The following is a 17,961-nucleotide window of genomic DNA, read 5'->3' on the forward strand; positions in this document are numbered from 1 at the left end:
CACCATCTGTTCTGCTTCTCCCCCAGCCTAGGCGAAAGGCCCGGCTCACTCCATGATCACTCCATGGCGAGCAGCAGATCGGTGACGATGCCGTCCACCAGGTAGCGGCCCTGCTCCGTGACGCGCAGTCGCTGTGCGTGCGCATCGACCTCGAGCAGGCCCAGGCGCTGGTAGCGCTCGATTTCTGCCTCGGCTCCCGCCAGCCCCGCGAGCGCCACGCCCTCTCGCAGGCGCAGCCCCAGCATCAGGTGCTCGGTGGCCAGGTCCGCATGGCTCAGTGGTTCGAAGGTCACCGTCGGCAGGCTGTGGCGCTGAATGAGGGCTTCCCAGTAGCGGGCGGGGTACTTGGCGTTGACCAGGCGGGTGATGCCAGAGAAGTCTTCCGCGCCAACGCGCTCCGCAGCCTCGGCCAGCAGGTACTGCGCCGCCGCACCTTCCTGCAGTCGCACGCAGCCGTGGGCTCCCGGGCCCGCACCCCACCACTGGCCATCCCGCCAGTAAATGAGGTTGTGCTCGCACTCCCCGCCCGGCTTTGTCCAGTTGGAAACCTCGTACCACTGGAAACCCGCCTCGACGAGGCGCTCGTCGATCATGCGGTAGCGGTCGGCGTAGACGTCCTCGTCCGGGGCGGGTAGCTCCCCGCGGCGGACCTTGCGGGCCATCGCGGTGCCGTCCTCGACGATGAGAGAGTAGGCAGAAACGTGGTCCACGTCCGCCTCGATGACGGCGTCCAAGCTGCGGGCCAGGTCCTCGTCGCGCTCGGTGGGAGTGCCGTAGATCAGGTCCAGGTTCACGTGCTCAAAGCCCGCGGCCTTGGCCTCCGCCACCGCCTGCTCCGGGCGGCCGGGCGTGTGCTGGCGCTCCAGGACCTTCAGCACATGCCCGGCCGCCGACTGCATGCCCAGGGAGATCCGGTTGAAGCCGGCCTCGCGAAGTTGGGAGAAGAATTCCGGGCTGGTGGACTCCGGGTTGGCCTCCGTGGTGACCTCCGCGCCCGGAGCCAGGCCAACGGCGCGGCGCACCGCATTGAGGACGCGCACCAGCCCCTCGGCCCCCAGCATGGAGGGGGTGCCGCCGCCGAAGAAGACGGTGCTCACCCCGGGGTCGGAATCCCCTTCGTAGAGTCCCTGCCGGTCCCAGGCCGCTGCCGCCAGCTCGAGCTCCACCTCGAGCGCGTCGAGGTAGCCGGCGGGGGTGCGCCCCTGCGCGGAACCCATGCTGGCTGGATCGGCGGCCAGCTCCGCGGGGGTATAGGTGTTGAAGTCGCAATAGCCGCAGCGCGAGGCGCAGAACGGCACGTGAATATACAGCCCGCTGGTCATGCCCAGCTACACTACCCGGCCGCGCCGCTTCGTCAGCTTTGCGATGAGCTGTTCGATGCGGGCCCGCTCGGCGAGGAACTGCGGTGGGGCCTCCCCGCGCATGGCTTGTGCCACGGCGGGTTGCTTGGCCACGCCCTCCTGCCACTGCGCCACGATCTCCCGAGTACGCTTCTCCGCCTCGTTGAAAACCTGCGGCAACAGCACGGCTTGCGCGTTGATGGCCAGGTCGGTCTGCTGGACGACCCACTCGGCGAGCTCCTCCAGCTCCCCGATGAGTTCCTCGTTGCGCTCGCGCAACCACAGCCGCCAGCCGACGGTCGTCGCCATCTGCGGCTGGTCTCCATCGTCCGCGTCGTGAGTTGAGGACGTTTCCCCATTCTGAGCGCCGTTCCCCTGGGACGGCGGTCTGGGCGCACCCTTGCGCAGGAAGGACAGGGTGCGTCCGGGGTGCTGGAAGGTATTAGACATCTCGCCGCTGCGCACGCCGGAGACGAAGGCCTGACGCAATCCGTTGAGCTCCGCGAGCCCCGGGCGGACTTCCTTGCGTCCCTGGCGGACGACGGAGGTGAACTCGAGCAGGCAATCCTCGACCAGCTCACCGTCCCAGTCCGCGACGGCCTGGGCGATGTGTTCGATGTGCTCGGCGATTTCGTCACCAATGTCGTAGATGTTCTGGGTGAGGTCGCGCACGCGCAGCGACGCATCGTAGTGCACGTGACCTCCCTGTTTTCGCTTCGTCCACGACATCCGGCACTTCGCCTTGTAGCTTCCGGTTCCCTGTAGGGCGGCGCATAAAAGACTGTACCCGCATCACATTATGTGAGTGATGCGGGTACGTCCGGGAGGCTTGGCCGTGTCCGGGGATTTATATGAGCTTTCGAGCCCCGGCACCACCCCGTGGGGCGGTGATTGGGAGCCGGGCAGCTACTTCTCGGAGTAGATCCAGGCGATGTCGTCGGCGAAGTTCTTCTCCACCATGAAGCGCTTGAGCTTCATCGATGGGGTGACCTCACCGCGCTCCTCCTCGAAGTCGCGGTGAACGATGCGGAATTTCTTGATTCCCTCGGCGTGGGAGACCGACTGGTTGGCCTCGTTGATCGCGTCCTGAATCTCGCCACGCAGGTTCGCATTCTTCGCCAGCTCGCGAATAGAGGTGCCAGCGGAGATGCCGTGGCGGGCCTTCCAGCTCTCCACCGCAGCCTCATCCAGGGAGATCAGTGCGCCGATGAACTTCTGATCATCGCCGACGACCATGGCCTGGGAGATCAGCGGGGCGGAGCGCAGAATGTCCTCCAGCGGGCCCGGGGAGACGTTCTTGCCGCCAGCGGTGACGAGGATTTCCTTCTTTCGGCCGGTGATGCGCAGGTGGCCGGTCGGCAGCAGGGCACCCAGGTCGCCGGTGGCGTAGAAGCCGTCCTCGTCGAAGGCCTCCTTGGTGGCCTCCTCGTTATTCCAGTAGCCACCGAAGACGACGTCGCCCTTGAGCAGGATCTCGCCATCGTCGGCGATGCGGACGGTGTTGCCGCCGACGGGTCGGCCCACGGTGCCAATGATGTTATCCGGCTCGAAGTTCACGGTGATGGCGGCGGTAGATTCGGTCAGGCCGTAGCCTTCGTAGATATACACGCCGACGCCGCGGAAGAAGTGCATGAGCTCCGCGTTGAGCGCCGAGCCACCCGAGATGGCGTACTCCAGCTCCCCGCCCATGGCCTCGCGAACCTTGGAGTAGATCAGCTTGTCGAAGATGGCGTGGCTGGTCTTCAGGGCAAGGCTCGGCCCCTGCGGGGTGTCCAGCGCCTTGGAATACTCAATAGCAATCTTCTCGGCGCGCTCGAAGAGCTTCTCACCTATCGTGGAGCCATCGGAGGCCTTGGCGCGCATGCCCGCGTGGACCTTCTCGAAGACGCGCGGCACGCCCAGGATCAGGTTCGGGTTGGAGCGCTGGAATTCGGTGACCAGGGTGCCGAAGTCGGACCAGTGGGTCTGGGTGCAGCCGGTGATGAGCAGCAGGTAGGACACCGCGCGGGAGAGCACGTGGGCCAGCGGCAGGAAGGTTACCGCGCTCTTGCCCGGCATGCCCAGGCGGCCGATCGGGTGGGTTCCCAGGCCACGAGCCTCGCTAAGCCAATTGGAGTGCAGCACCATACAGCCCTTCGGGCGACCGGTGGTGCCCGAGGTGTAGACGATGGAGCAGACATCGGAGCTACGCACGTCGGCGATGCGGGCCTCGACCTCGTCCTGGGAGATCTTCTTGTCGCGGGCGTCGTTGATGAGGATGTCGACGGCGCCGCGGTTGATTCCCAGCACGCGGGTCAGCGGCTCCTTCTCGGTGGGGGTGCCGTCTTCAGAGATGAAGTTCTCGAGGCGCTCGCAGTGCTCCTGAGTCTCACCCACCGCAAAGCTGGCACCGGAGTCTTGCACGATCCAGGCGCACTGGGAGGTCGAGGAGGAAGGGTAAATCGGCACGGAGATCGCGCCTGCCGCCTGGATCGCCAGGTCGAGCAGCGACCACTCGTAGCGAGTTTCCGACATGAGGACGACGCGATCCTTGGGCTGCACCCCGTTGGCGATGAGGCCGCGGGCGACGGCATAGACCTCATCGAGGAATTGGGTGGTGGTGACGTCCTCCCAGTCGAAGTTCTTCGGGCGACTGAAGGAGACCACGCTCGGATGATCTTTCTGCAGGTCGCGTAGCGCGGTGAGAATCGTCTCGTTCTCGCCGATGGTATACAGCGGCTCTGAGGTGTATTCCGTCCTCATCATTCTCCTTTGTGGACCGTAGCTCAGGAATAGATTTCGCTACAGCTATAAAAACACACATAAGTGGTGCAGATCACTAAAACGCCAATTTTCCCGAGTCACGCATCCCTGCGGATCTCCCCCACCGCCGAAGGGTGAGGACCTTAAAGGACGTTAGTCACGAGCCACGCCACGAGAAGGAGCACGAGCAGCAGGGCAAGGGCCTGCCGAACCTTCGAATGGTGCTTCATGGTTTCCTAAACACTCTCCTGTTCACCGCCACACCCATTCTCGGCGCTGGCGACACCCTCTGGCTGAGCACCCGAGGATCGCTGGGCATGCCCCGGGGGCGCAGATTTTTCAACCTGTGCTGCCAGCAGCTTCACGCTCTCCGGCCCCAGGACCTCCGCTTCCTCGGCGCTGCGCGGGATGATCCCCCAGAGCACCTTGTTGAGCAGCCAGGAGGTACCCCCGGCGAAGGCAAGCAGGAATGCCACCACCACCGGAGCCTGGATCCATACCGAGGCATTGATCAGCCAATTCATGTTCTCTCTACCGAGAATCTACTCGTTGCGGGCGCTTAGCCGTTAACCGCACCCCACAGACCGCGGCGGCGCAGCAGCGGTTCGACGCTGCGCTGGCGGCCTCGGAACATCCAGAATGCATCCTCGTAGTCGATGGTCGCACCGCGCGAGAGGATCATGCGGCGGAAGCGTTCCCCGGCGAAGCGGACGTCGTCCAGATCGATCTCCTCGGCGCCCTCCTCGTTGCTCGTCGCTGCCTCGTCAGCATCCAACGTCGCCTCCCGGGCCGCACCGGTGTCAACGAAAGCCTGGAAGCCATCGGCGTCCAGCACCTCCGCCCAGAGGTAAGACCAGTAGTCCGCCGAGTAGCCACCGGCGAAGATGTGGTTGAAGTAGGCGGAACGGTAGCGCGGGGCGATCTTATCCGCGATATCGATGCCAGCCTCCTCGAGCGCGCGGCGTTCGAAGGCAGCGATGTCCGTAACCTGGGCGGCCTCGTCCTCAGTCAGCTGGTGCCAGGCCAGGTCCACCACGCAGGCGGCGACGTACTCGGTGGTGGCAAAGCCCTCACCCCACTGCGCCTGCTTCTGGACGGCGGCGACCAGCTCGGCGGGCAGCACCTCACCGGTATCCACGTGCTTGGCGTAGTTGGCCAGAATCTCCGGCTGGAAGGCCCAGTTCTCGTTGATCTGGGAGGGGAACTCCACGAAGTCGCGCGGCACGGAGGTGCCGGACAGGCTCGGGTAGCGAACCTCGGAGAGCAGCCCGTGCAGGGCGTGACCGAACTCGTGGAAGACCGTGGCCACCTCGTCGAGGCTCAGCAGCGCCCGTCCCACCTCACCCGGCGCAAGTTCGGCAGGCTTGGCGACGTTCAGGACGTTGACGACAACCGGCTTGGTCCCCAGCAGGTCGGACTGGTCCACGAAGCTGCTCATCCACGCGCCTCCCCGCTTGGTGGGGCGGGCGTACATGTCCGTGATGATTAGGCCGATGCCCTCACCGGGGGTCGCTCCCGGGTAGCTGCTGTCTGCGCCTTCGCGGACCTCCCAGACCAGGGCCTCCGGGTGGTAGCCCTCGAGGTCCTCGCGGCGGACAACCTCGATGCCGTAGAGGCGCTGGGCGGCGTAGAAGGCACCGTCGACGAGCACCTGATCCAGTGGGAAGTAGCTGCGCAGCTCCTCCTCGTCGACCGAGAGTTCCTCCTGCTTCAGCTGGGCGGACCAGTAGGCCCAGTCCGCGCCCGTGAGCTCGGGGTTTTCCTGACCGGAAGCTCCAGCGGAGACGGCCTGCTTGTCCAGCAGTCGCTTGTACTCGCCGTGGGCGTTGCTCACCGCGGGGGGAATCACCTGGTTCAGCAGCCCCTTGACGGCCTCGACGGAGCCGGCGGTTTCCTCCTCCGCCACGAAGTCAGCGTGGGAGGCGTAGCCCAGCAGCTTGGCGCGGCGGGCGCGCAGGCGGGCGATCTCCTTGAGGGTCTCATCAGTGGCCGTGCCGGCACGCTGCAGGGAGGCCTCGTAAATCCGGCGGCGGACCTCCGGGTTCTCGAGAGACTCCAGGATGGGCTGCACGCTGGGCAGTCCGAGCCGGATGAGCCAGCCCTCCTTGCCGGCCTCCTTCGCATCGGTAGCCAGCACCTCGCGGGTGGCCTCGCTGAGGCCAGCGAGCTCCGATTCCTCAGTGATCAGCACGGCGGAGGCCTCGGTCTGCTCCTGCAGGACGCGGCCGAAGCGGGTGGACAGCTCGGCGAGGCGCTCGTCGATCTGCTTGAGCTCATCCCGCTGCTCCGGGGCGAGCTCCGCCCCGCCCCGGCGGAACTTGCGGCGCCAGTAGGCCATGAGCGCGGCCTCCTCGCTGCCCTCCTCGATCTGGGTGTTCTCGTCGACGCGCTTGATGCGCTCCCACAGCGCTTCGTTGAGGTAGAGCTCGGAGAAGTGCTTCGCCAGTGGCGGGGAGACCGCCTCCTCCACGTCGCGGATCTCCGGGGTGGCCATTGTGCCGGCGTAGTTGAAGATCACCGCGAGCACGCGGTCGAGCATCCGACCGGAGACCTCGAGGGCCTCCAGGGTGTTCTCCCAGGTCGGCTCCTCGGGGTTCGCCGCGATGGCCGCGATCTCCGCGGCGTGGTCGTCCACCGCGGTGAAGAAGGCCGGGACGAGCTCGCTGACCTCGACTTTGGCGAAGTCCGGCAGCTCGTAGGGAAGGCTGGAAGGCGTGTCGAAATCTAACATGCGCTCCAGTGTAGCGACCCGCCCGGACACGGCTGTGGGGCCGGTGGCGGGCGCTAGGGACCTCGGCGCTAGAAACTTCGGCGCCAAGCGCTTTGGCGCTAGTCGTCCTTAGACACTTCCTTGGCGATGATCTCCAGCGGCTCGAGGGAGCGCACGGACGGGTCCAGGCCAACGCCCGGGACGACGATGAACTTATTCTCGCGCACCGCCTTCATGTTCTTGGTCGCGGGCTCGCGCTTGAGCTCGTCGATCTTCTCCTGCGCGGTGTCCATCGGCAGTCCACGGCCGGAGATGTCGGCGACGACAATGTAGTCCGGATCCTTCTCGGCGAAAGCCTCCCAGCTGACCTCGTTGCGGGCCTCCTTGAGGTCCTCAAAGACGTTGGTCGAGCCGGTGAGCTTCGCGATGTCGTTGGAGATGCCGTAGCGGCCATCAACCCACGGGGCGGCATCGTTGATATTGAAGAGGAAGGCGAGCGACTTACCGGAGTTCACGTCCGCCTTATCGACGGCTTCCTGGGTCTGGTCGATGAGCTTCTTGAACTCTTCCTCCGCGCCGAGAATTTCACCCAGCTGCTCGTAGTCCTTCTGGAGGTTCTCGAAGCCGGTCGTGCCGTCCTCCGGGCAATCCGTGTTGGAGACGAAGGTGCGCACACAGTTTTCTGCCCAGAACTCCCGGGCCCCGGTGAGGCTTCCAACGAAGCTGCCGCGCTGGGTGGCGACGATGAAGTCCGGGTCCACGTCGAGCACCTGCTCCGCGGTCGCGACGGTCTTGCTCAGCACGGGAATGCTGTCATAGGCCTCCTGCCACTTCGGCTGAACCTTGTCGTGCAGCGAGCTGGTTCCGACCATCTTGTCCTTTTGCCCCAGCTCGAAGAGGTTCTCGGTCGTGGCTTGGCGCAGGGTGACGATGCGCTCCGGCTTCTCATCAATCGAAATCTCCATGCCCCAGTTATCGATGGTGCGCCCACCCTGGGCGGTGGTGTCCTCCTCCGAGCACGCAACGAGCCCTGCTGCCAGGGTCACTCCAACGATGCCGGCGCCGATCCGCAGAGTTTTATTCTACATATTGATCTTCCTTCATCAGTCACGGGAGGGATATTCACCGGGTCGCGACCGGCTGGTCCGCATCCGACACACCCATCGCTCTGGCGTTCAATGGATACTTATCCTAGCTAAATGCGAAAAACCAGAATATAGACAGAGTTGTCTATCCCCCCGACCGGGCGAGTACACTGTTGGCCATGACTAGCCACAACTCCAGCACACTCGGTCTGCCCACCCTGGCGGAACTGCGACGCCGCGGTACGAAGAAGTGGCGCGGCTACCCCGATGACGTCATCCCCATGTGGGTCGCGGAGTCCGACTTTCACACCTGCCCGGCCGTTGCCCGCGCCATCCAGGACTGCATGGACCGCGAATACTTCGGCTACTCCGCTGACGACGAGGAGCTGCGGGAAGCACTCGCCGGCTTCTACGAACGCCGCTTCGGCTGGACCTTCTCCCCAGACTGGGTTCGCTCCGTCCCCGACGTGGTCACAGGCGTGAAAATCGCCGTCGAGGAACTCACCCCCGCAGGCTCCGCGATCGTGCTGCCCGTGCCCGCCTATAACCCCTTCTTCGAGATGCCCGACGTCACCGGTCGGCCGGCGATCGAGGTGCCCATGACTCCGGGGGGAGGCTTCGACCTCGCGGCCCTGGAGGAGGTCTTCGCAGCCGGCACCGCAAGCACGCGCGGGCGTGTCGTCGTCGATAAGGGAGCGGGCAACGACGGACAGGAGGAAAAGGGAAACACAGCCGCGCCGGCCGGGTCGCTGATCCTGTGCAGTCCGTATAACCCCCTCGGCCGGGTGTTCAGCGAGTCTGAACTGCGCGACGTCGTGGAGCTGGCGGCGAAGTACAACGTGCGGGTGATCTCCGACGAGATCCACGCCCCCATCGTCTACCCGGGGCACCAGCACACCCCGGCCGCCTCGGTCAGCGAAATCGCGGCAGAGAACACCATCACGGTCACCGCCACGTCGAAGGGGTGGAACACCGCCGGCCTGCGATGTGCCCAAATGATCTTAAGCTCCCCACGCGACCGCGAGATCATGGCCGGGGTGCACAAGCTGCGCAGCGGCGAGGCGTCCACCATCGGAATCGCGGCCGCGACCGCCGCCTACCGCGACGAGTCCGGCTGGCTGGAGGAACAGATCGACTACCTCAGTGGCAACCTCGACCTGCTCGAACGCCGACTGCCCGAGGTACTGCCCGGCGCGAAGTTCCACCGCCCAGAAGGGACCTACCTGCTGTGGGTGGATGTTCGCGACGTCCCCGGACTCGGCGCAGCAATGGATGGGAACAGCGAAACAGCACCGAACGCAGCGGAGCCCACAGACCCAGCGGAGCAGATCCTCAAGCGAGCGAAGGTGGCCTTCAACACCGGAGCCATCTACGGCGCCGGTGGCGCCGGGCATCTGCGGATCAACTTCGCGACCTCTAGGGCGATCCTCACGGAGGCCCTGGATCGCCTCGCGGCTGCGGGCTTCGGAGAGCGTGCTTAAGGCCTGTCTGCCCTCTTCGCTAGGCTTCTTGGTTGTTAGAGCTCAACCCCAATTAAGGAGCACGCGAGTACATGATTGCCGCTTTCGGCAGGATCCTGCGATCCACGAAGGAGCTCATGCCCTTCTACGTGATCGTGATGATCTCGAGCATCCTCACCGCCGGCCTGGCCCTGGCCGCGCCATTCTTGGTGAAAAACGCCACCGACACGATCGTGGCCTCGGTGCAGGGCGAGCTCTCCCGCGACACCGCGCTGCAGACCGTGATCTGGCTGGCAGTGGCCCTGCTCGGCGTGGAGCTGGCCAATAACCTGGTGCGCAACATCGGCGGCTGGTTCGGTGACGTGATGGCCACTCGGATGCGGCAGATCCTCTCCAACCGCTACTTCGCGAAGCTCCTCAGCCTGCCGCAGAGCTACTACGACAAGCAGGTCACGGGCACCATCATCTCGCGACTGGACCGCTCGATCCTGGGGCTCACCCAGTTCCTGCAGTCCTTCGCCAATAACTTCTTCTCCATGCTTCTCACGGTGGCGATGATCCTGGTCATCACCGCGATCTACTACTGGCCACTGGCCCTGCTGCTGGCCGTGATCTTCCCGATGTACCTGTGGCTCACCGCGCTGACGAGCCGGAAGTGGATCGTCTGGGAGAAGGAGAAAAACGAGCACATCGATACAGCTCAGGGCCGGTTCGCCGAGGTCATCGGCCAGGTGAAGGTGGTCAAGTCCTTCGTCACGGAGCTGCTCGAGCTGCGCCTGTTCCAGAAGCACTTCGACGAAACCGTGCAGATTACCCGCGTGCAGTCCCGCTACTGGCACATGATGGATATCTTCCGCATGGGCGGAATGAACATCATCTTCTTCGCCATCTACCTCACCCTGTTCTGGCAGACGATCAGCGGGCGCTTCACGATCGGCGATATGGTCCTGCTGCTGCAGCTGGTGGTCATGGCCCGCCAGCCGGCCAGCATGATGAGCTGGCTGGTGGACACCGCCCAGCGCGCCGCCGCGGGTTCCCGCGAGTACTTCGAGGCGATGGAGGAGCTGGAGGAGCCGACGACGGCCCCCGCCCTGCGGGACGCTTCCCGCCCGGGTGGCAGCATGCTCGTCGACCAGGAGACCGTGGATGCCGCGCTCGTCCCGCAGCTCTCCGCCCCGGAGTCCGGCCCGGTGTTCGAGTTCCGGGACGTGGACTTCGAATACCTGCCCGGCGAGCCTGTCATTCACGACGTAAGCTTCAGCGCGCAGCGAGGCCAGACGGTGGCGCTGGTCGGCGAGTCCGGCGGCGGGAAGTCCACCCTGGTGAACCTGCTGCTGGGCCTGTATCAGCCCACAGCCGGAACGCTCACTGTCTGCGGCAAGGACGTGTCGACGCTGACCAGCGCGGAGCTGCGTTCCTCGGTGGGCGTGGTCTTCCAGGAACCCGCGCTGTTCTCCGGCACGATCCGGGAGAACATCGCCTACGCCACCCCGGATGCCAGCCAGGCGGAGATCGAGGATGCGGCCAAGCGCGCGAATGCGCACGAGTTCATCATGGGCTTCACCGATGGCTACGACACGATCATCGGCGAGCGAGGCCTGCGGCTGTCCGGTGGCCAGAAGCAGCGCATCGCGGTGGCCCGCGCGATGCTGAAGGACGCACCCGTGCTGGTGCTGGATGAGGCCACCTCCGCGCTGGATACGAAGGCGGAGCGCGTGGTCCAGGCGGGCCTGGAGCAGCTGATGGAGGGGCGCACCACGCTGGTGATCGCCCACCGGCTATCGACGATCGCGAACGTGGACACCATCGTCACCCTGGATGAGGGGCGCGTCGACGAGGTCGGCTCCCCCGCGGAGCTGGCGACCTCCGGGGGTATCTACTCCGAGCTGTTGAAGCTCACGGGATCGACCTCGGCGGCCGACCGCGAACGATTGAAGCGCTTCGGCTTCTGGGAGGGTGAGCCCGAGGAAGAGCCCGCGGAGGGCTAAGCACAGGGGCTCGCCCCGAGCTCAGGCGGCTGGGCAACAAGAGGCGACTGGGCAACAAGAAAGGCCCCCACCGGAAAACCGGTTGGGAGCCTCAAAAATTTTCAGCTCAAGCTCTGGGGCTCAGGCCCCAAGGGCTTAAACGAGGGAAAATTCTTTACTTGTCGGTGGCGTTGTTGAAGGCCTCAGCAGCCTTGTCCTTGACCTCGTTAGCCTTGTCCTGCAGGTCGGACTTAGCCTGGTCGATCTTGCCCTCAGCCTTGGTGGACTCGTCGCCCGTTGCGTCGCCGAAAGCTTCCTTTGCCTTGCCCTTGATGTCGTCGATAGACATGTAGTTCCTCCTAGAAGTAGGAATTTTCCTGTGCCCCATCCACGGTACAGAAAAACCGCGAGCGGGGCAGAAAAATTTTTAGTACTCGTAGAAACCCTTGCCGGACTTGCGGCCGAAGTGGCCGGCCTGCACCATGCGGCGCAGCAGCGGCGGGCAGGAGTACGTCGGGTCGCCGAACTCCTCGAACATCACGTCCGCGATGAACGCGCAGGTGTCGAGGCCAACCATGTCGGCCAGGGTGAGCGGGCCCATCGGGTGCGCGGCGCCCAACTTCATGCCGGTGTCGATGTCTTCTGCGGTGGCCACGCCCTGCTCCACCATGCGGATCGCGGAGAGCATGTACGGCACCAGCAGGAAGTTTACGATGAAGCCGGAACGGTCCTTCGCACGGATAGCAGTCTTACCCATCTTCTCGGTCGCGAAGGTCTGCGCCTTCTCCACTGCCTCCTCAGAGGTGGTCAGCGCCGGGATGACCTCCACGAGAGGCAGAACCGGAACCGGATTGAAGAAGTGCAGGCCGAGCACGCGCTCCGGGTTCTTCGTCGCCGAGGCGATGGTCTGGATCGGCAGCGACGAGGTGTTGGAGCACAGCGGGGCGCTCTTGTCCTCGACGATCTCGTCAAGCTGTGCGAAGACGTCCTTCTTGATCTTCTCGTTCTCGACGATGGCCTCCATGACCATCTCGCGGTCTGCGAAGTCCTCCAGGTTGGTGGTGTAGCCCAGACGGGACAGGGTAGCGTCCCGGTCCTCTGCGGAGAGCTTCCCGCGCTCCACGGCCTTAGCCAGGGACTTCTCGATTCGCGCCTGGCCGGCGTCCACGGCCTCCTGCTTCAGTTCCCACACGAGGACGTCCGCGCCGGACTTCGCAGCAACCTCTGCGATTCCGGATCCCATGAGACCTGCTCCGACGATGCCTACTCGCTGCACCATGTGAAACCTCCGTTTTGTCGGTAGATAGTTATATTTTCCAGCATAGTGACGCAGACGACATTTCGCCGTCATTTTCCCCTCTCCGCTGCCACTCCCCTCGCCACTTTTCGCACGGTCTGCCGACACGGGCGTTGATAGGATGATCGGCGTGAACATCGACGGCCAGGAAGTCACAGTTCAACGCATCGATTCGCTCATCGACGGGCTGGTCGACGTGCGTTACCACTGGGAGGCCACCACGCAGCGGGTCAGCTGGCTCCGCGAGGGTGGACCCGCCCCAACGCTGTGCTCCGAGGACTCCGCCCGCCTGTTCGGGCTTGGGCAGAATCTCAGCACGGCCGCTTTCTTGCGCAGCATCGAACCAGGCCAGGCCCCGAGCATTCCCTGGAACGAGGTCAACTCCTCGCTGCAGACCGTGGGAGAGATCCCCACCCGCGACGGGCTCGAGGAGCAGCGCCCGGAGCTCAAGAAGCTCGCCGAGTACCGGGGCCTGCGCCGCCTATTCCGCTCCCGCCCACAGGCCCAGATCGACACCTACCGCAGGTACACCGCCATCGACGGGGCCACGGTTCACTCCATCCTGACCGGTGTGGACGCCGCCCTGGGTTCCACGGACCGCGGTCAGTTCCTGGGGATCGATCTGGCGGCGATGCGCCCGGCGATCACCGCCGAGCTGGAGCGCCTCACGGGCTGGGAGGTGCACTGGCACCAGCCCGCGGAGCTCGATGTCCATCGGCAAGCGCTCGCCCGGCTGGCCGAGGTCGAAGCCACCGAGAAGTCGCTGCTCGCGGAGGTCGAGAGCCAGCAGCGTTCTCTGAAGAGCACGCTGGCGGACGCGGAGCTGAGGCAGACCGACATCCAGATCCTCGACCAGCTCACGCCGTCGACCTCCCTGCGCCTAGGCCCGCTGCAGCACCTGAACCTGCTGGATATCGAGGCCGCCACCGTCAGCGATCTCACCCGCTATGACGGTGTGGGGGAACAGACCGCCCGGCAGGCGATCGCCGCGGCGAAGCGCTACGCGGCAGAGATGCGCGCGGACCAGCCCGCGGTCATCGACTACCGGGATAAGGGCCCATCCACGGGCTACGTCCGCGCGCTGGCGGATCTCCTCCAGTTCCGCGAACAGCAACGCGAAGCGCAGCTCGAAGGCCCATTCCTGGCACTGCCGGAAGGCTTCGATGCCTACGCACAGGGCGTCAGCGAATTCGCGCTGGCCCGGCCGGCCGATGGTCCGCGCCTGATCACGCAGGCAGAGCTCGCGAAGATCCCCACCCGCGGCGCCCCGCTGTCCACGGAGCAGGCGTGGCACCTCTACGCCATCCGCGCGGCGGAGTTCCATGCCTTCGGCGACGACAAGTCCGCCACCGCCGTGCCGGAGGACATCGCCAAGTCCATCGAGGAGATCACCCTCCGTGGCGTGCTGCACGCGAGCCTGCGCGGTTACCAGGACTTCGGGGCGAGGTACGCGCTTGCCCAGCGCAAGGTCCTGATCGGCGATGAGATGGGCCTGGGCAAAACCATGCAGGCCCTGGCGGTGTTCGCCCACCTCGCTGCCCGCGGCGAGAAGCACTTTCTGGTGGTCTGCCCGCCCAGCCTGCGCATCAACTGGGAGCGCGAGATCAAAAAGTTCACGGATCTTGAGCCCCACATCATCGCCGGCCCGTACAAGGACGCCGCCTACGAGGCCTTCAGCAACCGGGGCGGGGTGGCCATCGTGGGCTTCCCCGAGGTGCGCGGGGACTCGACGGTCATGACCGGCGATCTTAACTACGGCGCGCTCGTCGTCGACGAAGCCCACCGCGCCAAGAACCCCAAGTCCAAGCAGGCCCAGGGCGTACAGCAACTCACCGCACGGACGGACGTCGTCACCTATCTTTCCGGCACCCCGCTGGAAAACCGGGTGGCCGAGATGGAGACGCTGCTGGGCTACCTCGACCCCGAGCTAGGGCCCAAGCTCGAGAAGGCACGCAGGAGCGCGCGTGAGTTCCGCACCGTCGTCGCGCGCCGCTACCTGCGCCGCAACCAGAGCGACGTCCTCGCCGAGCTGCCACCGCTGACCGAGACGGAGGAATGGATCGAGGCCGTCGAGTCGGATCGTGAGAGGTACAACGAGGCCGTCGAGGTGGGCAACTTCATGCAGATGCGGCAGAGCTTCAGCGGGCCGGGGTCCGCGAAGATGGAGCGCTTCGCCGAGCTGCTCACCGATGGCCTGGATGACGATAAGACGATCGTGTTCACGTACTTCCGCGGCGTGCTCGATCACCTCATGGACAGCCTCGGCGACCGGGCATTCGGCCCGATCGCGGGCGGGGTGAGCCACCAGGAACGCCAGCAGGCGGTGGATGACTTCACCGCAGCCGAGCCTGGCGCGGTGCTCGTCGCGCAGATCAACGCTGCCGGCGAGGGGCTGAATATCCAGGCGGCGAACCACGTGGTGCTCATCGAGCCACAGCTCAACCCGGCGGTCGAGGCGCAAGCCATCGCGCGCGCCCACCGGATGGGCCAAATCAACCCGGTGGAGGTGCACCGGCTGCTCACCCCAGACTCCGTGGAGGAGCGACTGCACCTGCTGCTGGCAACCAAGCGGGAGCTCTTCGATTCCTATGCCCGCGACTCGGTGGCGGCGCAACAGAACCCGGAGGCCATGGACATTACGGACCAGCAGGTCATGAGCGAGGTGCTCGCCGCCGAGAAGGAGCGGATCAAGGAGCTTCGGGGCGAGACCCCGACGCTTTAGGTTGTTCCCAGGCGTTCTGGGCCACTCTCGCCTTCTCAAGCTTGCCCAGGGGGCGCGCCGCAACGGCTCGCGGGCAGGCGCTGGATACTAGCCCAGCTGGTTCAGCAGGTCGTCGGCGCGGTTGCGCAGGTCCTGCTCGAGCTGGCTTGTGTCGGGCAGCTCGATGCCGCCGGTGCCGTTGCCCGGGTTATTGCCCTCCGGCGCGGGGTTGGTGTCCCCGCCCGGCTGGCCACCCGGACCCTGGTTATCGCGACCGCCGAGGCGGTTGCGCAGGTCATCCAGGTTGGGGCCGCGGCTGGGCTCCGTCGACGGCTCCGAATCCTCAGTGGTGGGCTCGGTGGTGACGGTGGTGGTGGCGGTCGTGGAGCTCGAGGACTTCTCATCCGCGGACTCGTCGGAGCGGTTATTCCACCACATGAACCCGCCGATCAGCAGAGCGATGACCAGTAGGATTCCCAGGATGGGTCCCACTGGGGTGCGCCGCTTGCCCTGACCATTCCGCCCAGGGGCGCCGCCGCTGAACTGGGGATTGCCGTGCTGCTGCGGCTGGCGCGGCGGATAGCCATTCGGCGGCTGCCGATAGCCCTGCTGTGGGCCTGGTCCTTGCGGCCCCGGGTAGCCGGAAGCATAGCCCGGTGGCGGGCCCTGCTGATACTGGGGTGGCCCCTGCTGGTACTGGGGCTGATCGTGACGGTACTGGGGAGGCTGCCCGTTCTGATTATCCGGCTGCCCGGCAGCGCGGTGCGGCGGGTACTGCGCAGCCTCGTGGTCGGGGTAGTCACCGATCCCATCCGGGAGGTACTGGGTGTCGAACTGATCGGCGGCAGCGTGATCTGCCCCGTGATCCGGCCCCTGCTCCGGGCGAATGATGCGTGTCGCATCGTCGTCTCCGTCGAAACCCCCGTCGGCCTGGTCAAAGCCCTCGTCGTTCACGCCGGGGAAGAACGAGGTCTCGGCGTCGTCGTCCTCGTAGTTCCAGTTCGGACGGCCGCTTCCGTTGTCGCGGTGGTTGGTCACAGTTTGTGTCCTCCTTCAGGGTAAGAACCCTTATCTTGAGGAACCAGTCTAGGTGACTTAAACGACTACCAGGAGTGTGGGCGGGCGGACTTCACATCTTCCGTCTGCTTAGCAGGTCCGCCCCAGGTGAAGGCGGCAGCGGTGTAGTTGGCGCCGTAGCTGGCGGAGCTCACCGCCGTCTGGCCGTAGTCGGACCAGCCCCACTTGGTACCTTCGGCGCCCGGCAGCTGCGCGGTGCCCCAGTTCTGGCGGGTGCCGTCGCTGGCCACGGGAGCCGCCGTGCCCATCCAGAACAGCACCGGGGAGTTGGGGGTATGCTTGCGCAGGTTATCGAGGAAAACTGCGGCATCCGTCGCGCTCGTCAGCGAGGTGCCCCACTTATCCCCCGCCACGGTGCTCCACAGGCCATAGCGCTGGGCGGTCTTGGTGATCGCCTCCGGGTACTTCTTATAGAGCTGGTTGGCGGCGTCATCGTCGGAGATGCGCAGCATCTTCTGGGTGAGGTACCAATCGCGGCCGGACTTATCCCCGGACTTCAGGACGTAGTCCGCGATGTACATCTTCATCACGGACAGCCCGGGGCGCGGTTCGTCGGCGTTGCCGGTCTTCGCGATCCCCTTCGGGGTGACGACGGACATCGTGGTCTCGGCAGGCACGTTGGTGATGTACTTGCCCAGGTCTTCGGACGTCGCGGGCCACGCTGCGAGCGCTTCCTGCTTCGCCGCGTTCGTTGCACCAACCGGTCCCGCGACGGCCGAGGCAGTGAGGCCCGCACCGAGGAGTACGGCAGCGAGCGAGCGTGCCGGTGTCGCGGAAGTGCGGATATTGAACTTCACTGTCTTCCCACCTTTTAAAGCGTCCAGGGGTGCCCGAAGCAGGAGAAATGCAGCTTAGGCCACGAGGTTTTCGGATTAACCCTACCTTAGAGACCTCTCAGAGCAACGCAGCTCAGCCAATTTTTTTCAGCACAGGGCCTTGGAATTCTCGGTGCTTAGGCCCGCCCGGAGGCCATGAGGGTCTCCATGAGCTCTTCCTTGACCACCGGCTTGAACCCCCAGGGATCGACGCCAACGTCTACCTGGCCGACACCGGTGATGGGGTCGGCGAGTGGAGGTGACCGTGCAGCATCCAGGGCACATCCAGGCGCAGCTCGTCGTGGCGGGAACCACCTGGGATGTGGTCCTGGCCGGGGCGCGGGAAGTGGTTGAGCCACACAGTGTGCCCCTCCCAGAGGAGGTTTTGCATCGATTGCACGGAGCCGAAGACTTCCAGGAAGCGGGGCTGGCGCAGGTAGGCGTGCGTGTGCAGCGGGTGGGTTGAGTCGTGGTTGCCGCTCACCAGGTGTAGGTAGACCCGCGGCATATCTTCCGCACGCAGCGCCACCTGGATCTTGTCGAGCGCCGCCTCTTCTTGTGGCCCCCAGCCGCTGGAGATATCTCCGAGGATCCACAGGTGGTCCCCCTCCTGCAGGGACTCGCGGAGGTTGCTTAGCAGCGTGTCGTCGTGACGGGCCACCCCGGCCTCGTCCTCGCCGAAACCCCTAATGCCGGACACCAAGGGGTGCCCAAGATGCAGATCGCTCGTGAACCAGGTTGTGGACCCTTCTCCGCTGGCCAACATC

The 17,961-nt window shown here is 65.3% G+C and carries 14 protein-coding genes; 3 read left to right on the forward strand and 11 right to left on the reverse strand.

The window, feature by feature from the left end:
• Positions 1-56: 56 nt before the first annotated feature.
• From hemW to Q1V78_RS04440, 6 genes are all read right to left on the reverse strand, one after another.
• Entirely contained in the window at positions 57-1,322 is a 1,266-nt protein-coding gene (gene hemW, locus Q1V78_RS04415) for a radical SAM family heme chaperone HemW (protein WP_300612069.1), read from the reverse strand.
• 6 nt (positions 1,323-1,328) lie between these two features.
• A complete protein-coding gene (locus Q1V78_RS04420) occupies positions 1,329-2,036 on the reverse strand; it encodes a hypothetical protein (RefSeq protein WP_300612071.1) in 708 nt (235 codons plus the stop codon).
• Between the two features lie 210 nt (positions 2,037-2,246).
• A complete protein-coding gene (locus Q1V78_RS04425; protein WP_300612149.1) occupies positions 2,247-4,082 on the reverse strand; it encodes a long-chain fatty acid--CoA ligase in 1,836 nt (611 codons plus the stop codon).
• 236 nt (positions 4,083-4,318) lie between these two features.
• Positions 4,319-4,606 (reverse strand): hypothetical protein, encoded by a 288-nt coding sequence (locus Q1V78_RS04430; protein WP_300612073.1) that lies wholly within the window; start codon positions 4,604-4,606, stop codon positions 4,319-4,321.
• Positions 4,607-4,641: 35 nt separating this feature from the next.
• Positions 4,642-6,813: a M3 family metallopeptidase gene (locus tag Q1V78_RS04435; RefSeq protein ID WP_300612075.1), complete on the reverse strand. Its 2,172-nt coding sequence runs from the start codon at positions 6,811-6,813 to the stop codon at positions 4,642-4,644.
• A 98-nt stretch (positions 6,814-6,911) separates the two neighbouring features.
• Complete coding sequence (locus tag Q1V78_RS04440; RefSeq protein WP_300612077.1) at positions 6,912-7,838, reverse strand: ABC transporter substrate-binding protein; 927 nt, start codon at positions 7,836-7,838, stop codon at positions 6,912-6,914.
• A gap of 218 nt (positions 7,839-8,056) precedes the next feature.
• On the opposite strand from Q1V78_RS04440, the gene Q1V78_RS04445 reads away from it, so the two are divergent.
• Both Q1V78_RS04445 and Q1V78_RS04450 read left to right on the forward strand, forming a co-directional pair.
• Positions 8,057-9,358, forward strand: a complete 1,302-nt coding sequence (locus Q1V78_RS04445) for an aminotransferase class I/II-fold pyridoxal phosphate-dependent enzyme (protein WP_300612078.1) — start codon at positions 8,057-8,059, stop codon at positions 9,356-9,358.
• Positions 9,359-9,429: 71 nt separating this feature from the next.
• Positions 9,430-11,325, forward strand: coding sequence for an ABC transporter ATP-binding protein (locus Q1V78_RS04450; RefSeq protein WP_300612080.1), 1,896 nt, complete (start codon positions 9,430-9,432; stop codon positions 11,323-11,325).
• A gap of 154 nt (positions 11,326-11,479) precedes the next feature.
• Here Q1V78_RS04450 and Q1V78_RS04455 read toward each other — a convergent pair whose 3' ends face one another.
• The gene (locus Q1V78_RS04455; protein ID WP_284846627.1) at positions 11,480-11,653 is read right to left on the reverse strand and encodes a CsbD family protein; all 174 of its coding nucleotides are present in this window, start codon (positions 11,651-11,653) and stop codon (positions 11,480-11,482) included.
• Positions 11,654-11,731: 78 nt separating this feature from the next.
• Complete coding sequence (locus Q1V78_RS04460; RefSeq protein WP_300612083.1) at positions 11,732-12,583, reverse strand: 3-hydroxybutyryl-CoA dehydrogenase; 852 nt, start codon at positions 12,581-12,583, stop codon at positions 11,732-11,734.
• Between the two features lie 139 nt (positions 12,584-12,722).
• Between Q1V78_RS04460 and Q1V78_RS04465 the strand changes: the two genes are divergently transcribed.
• Positions 12,723-15,323 carry a DEAD/DEAH box helicase gene (locus Q1V78_RS04465; protein ID WP_300612085.1) on the forward strand — a complete coding sequence of 867 codons (2,601 nt, stop codon included), beginning with the start codon at positions 12,723-12,725 and terminating at the stop codon, positions 15,321-15,323.
• Between the two features lie 87 nt (positions 15,324-15,410).
• Here Q1V78_RS04465 and Q1V78_RS04470 read toward each other — a convergent pair whose 3' ends face one another.
• The 3 genes from Q1V78_RS04470 to Q1V78_RS04480 form a co-directional block, all read right to left on the reverse strand.
• On the reverse strand, positions 15,411-16,340 hold the full coding sequence (locus Q1V78_RS04470) for a hypothetical protein (RefSeq protein ID WP_300612087.1): 930 nt from the start codon (positions 16,338-16,340) through the stop codon (positions 15,411-15,413).
• 65 nt (positions 16,341-16,405) lie between these two features.
• Positions 16,406-17,176, reverse strand: coding sequence for a hypothetical protein (locus Q1V78_RS04475; RefSeq protein WP_300612089.1), 771 nt, complete (start codon positions 17,174-17,176; stop codon positions 16,406-16,408).
• Positions 17,177-17,414: 238 nt separating this feature from the next.
• Positions 17,415-17,894 (reverse strand): phosphoprotein phosphatase, encoded by a 480-nt coding sequence (locus Q1V78_RS04480; protein ID WP_331550709.1) that lies wholly within the window; start codon positions 17,892-17,894, stop codon positions 17,415-17,417.
• Positions 17,895-17,961: the final 67 nt, after the last annotated feature.

The sequence above is a fragment of the Corynebacterium sp. genome, assembly GCF_030152825.1.
Lineage (GTDB): Bacteria > Actinomycetota > Actinomycetes > Mycobacteriales > Mycobacteriaceae > Corynebacterium.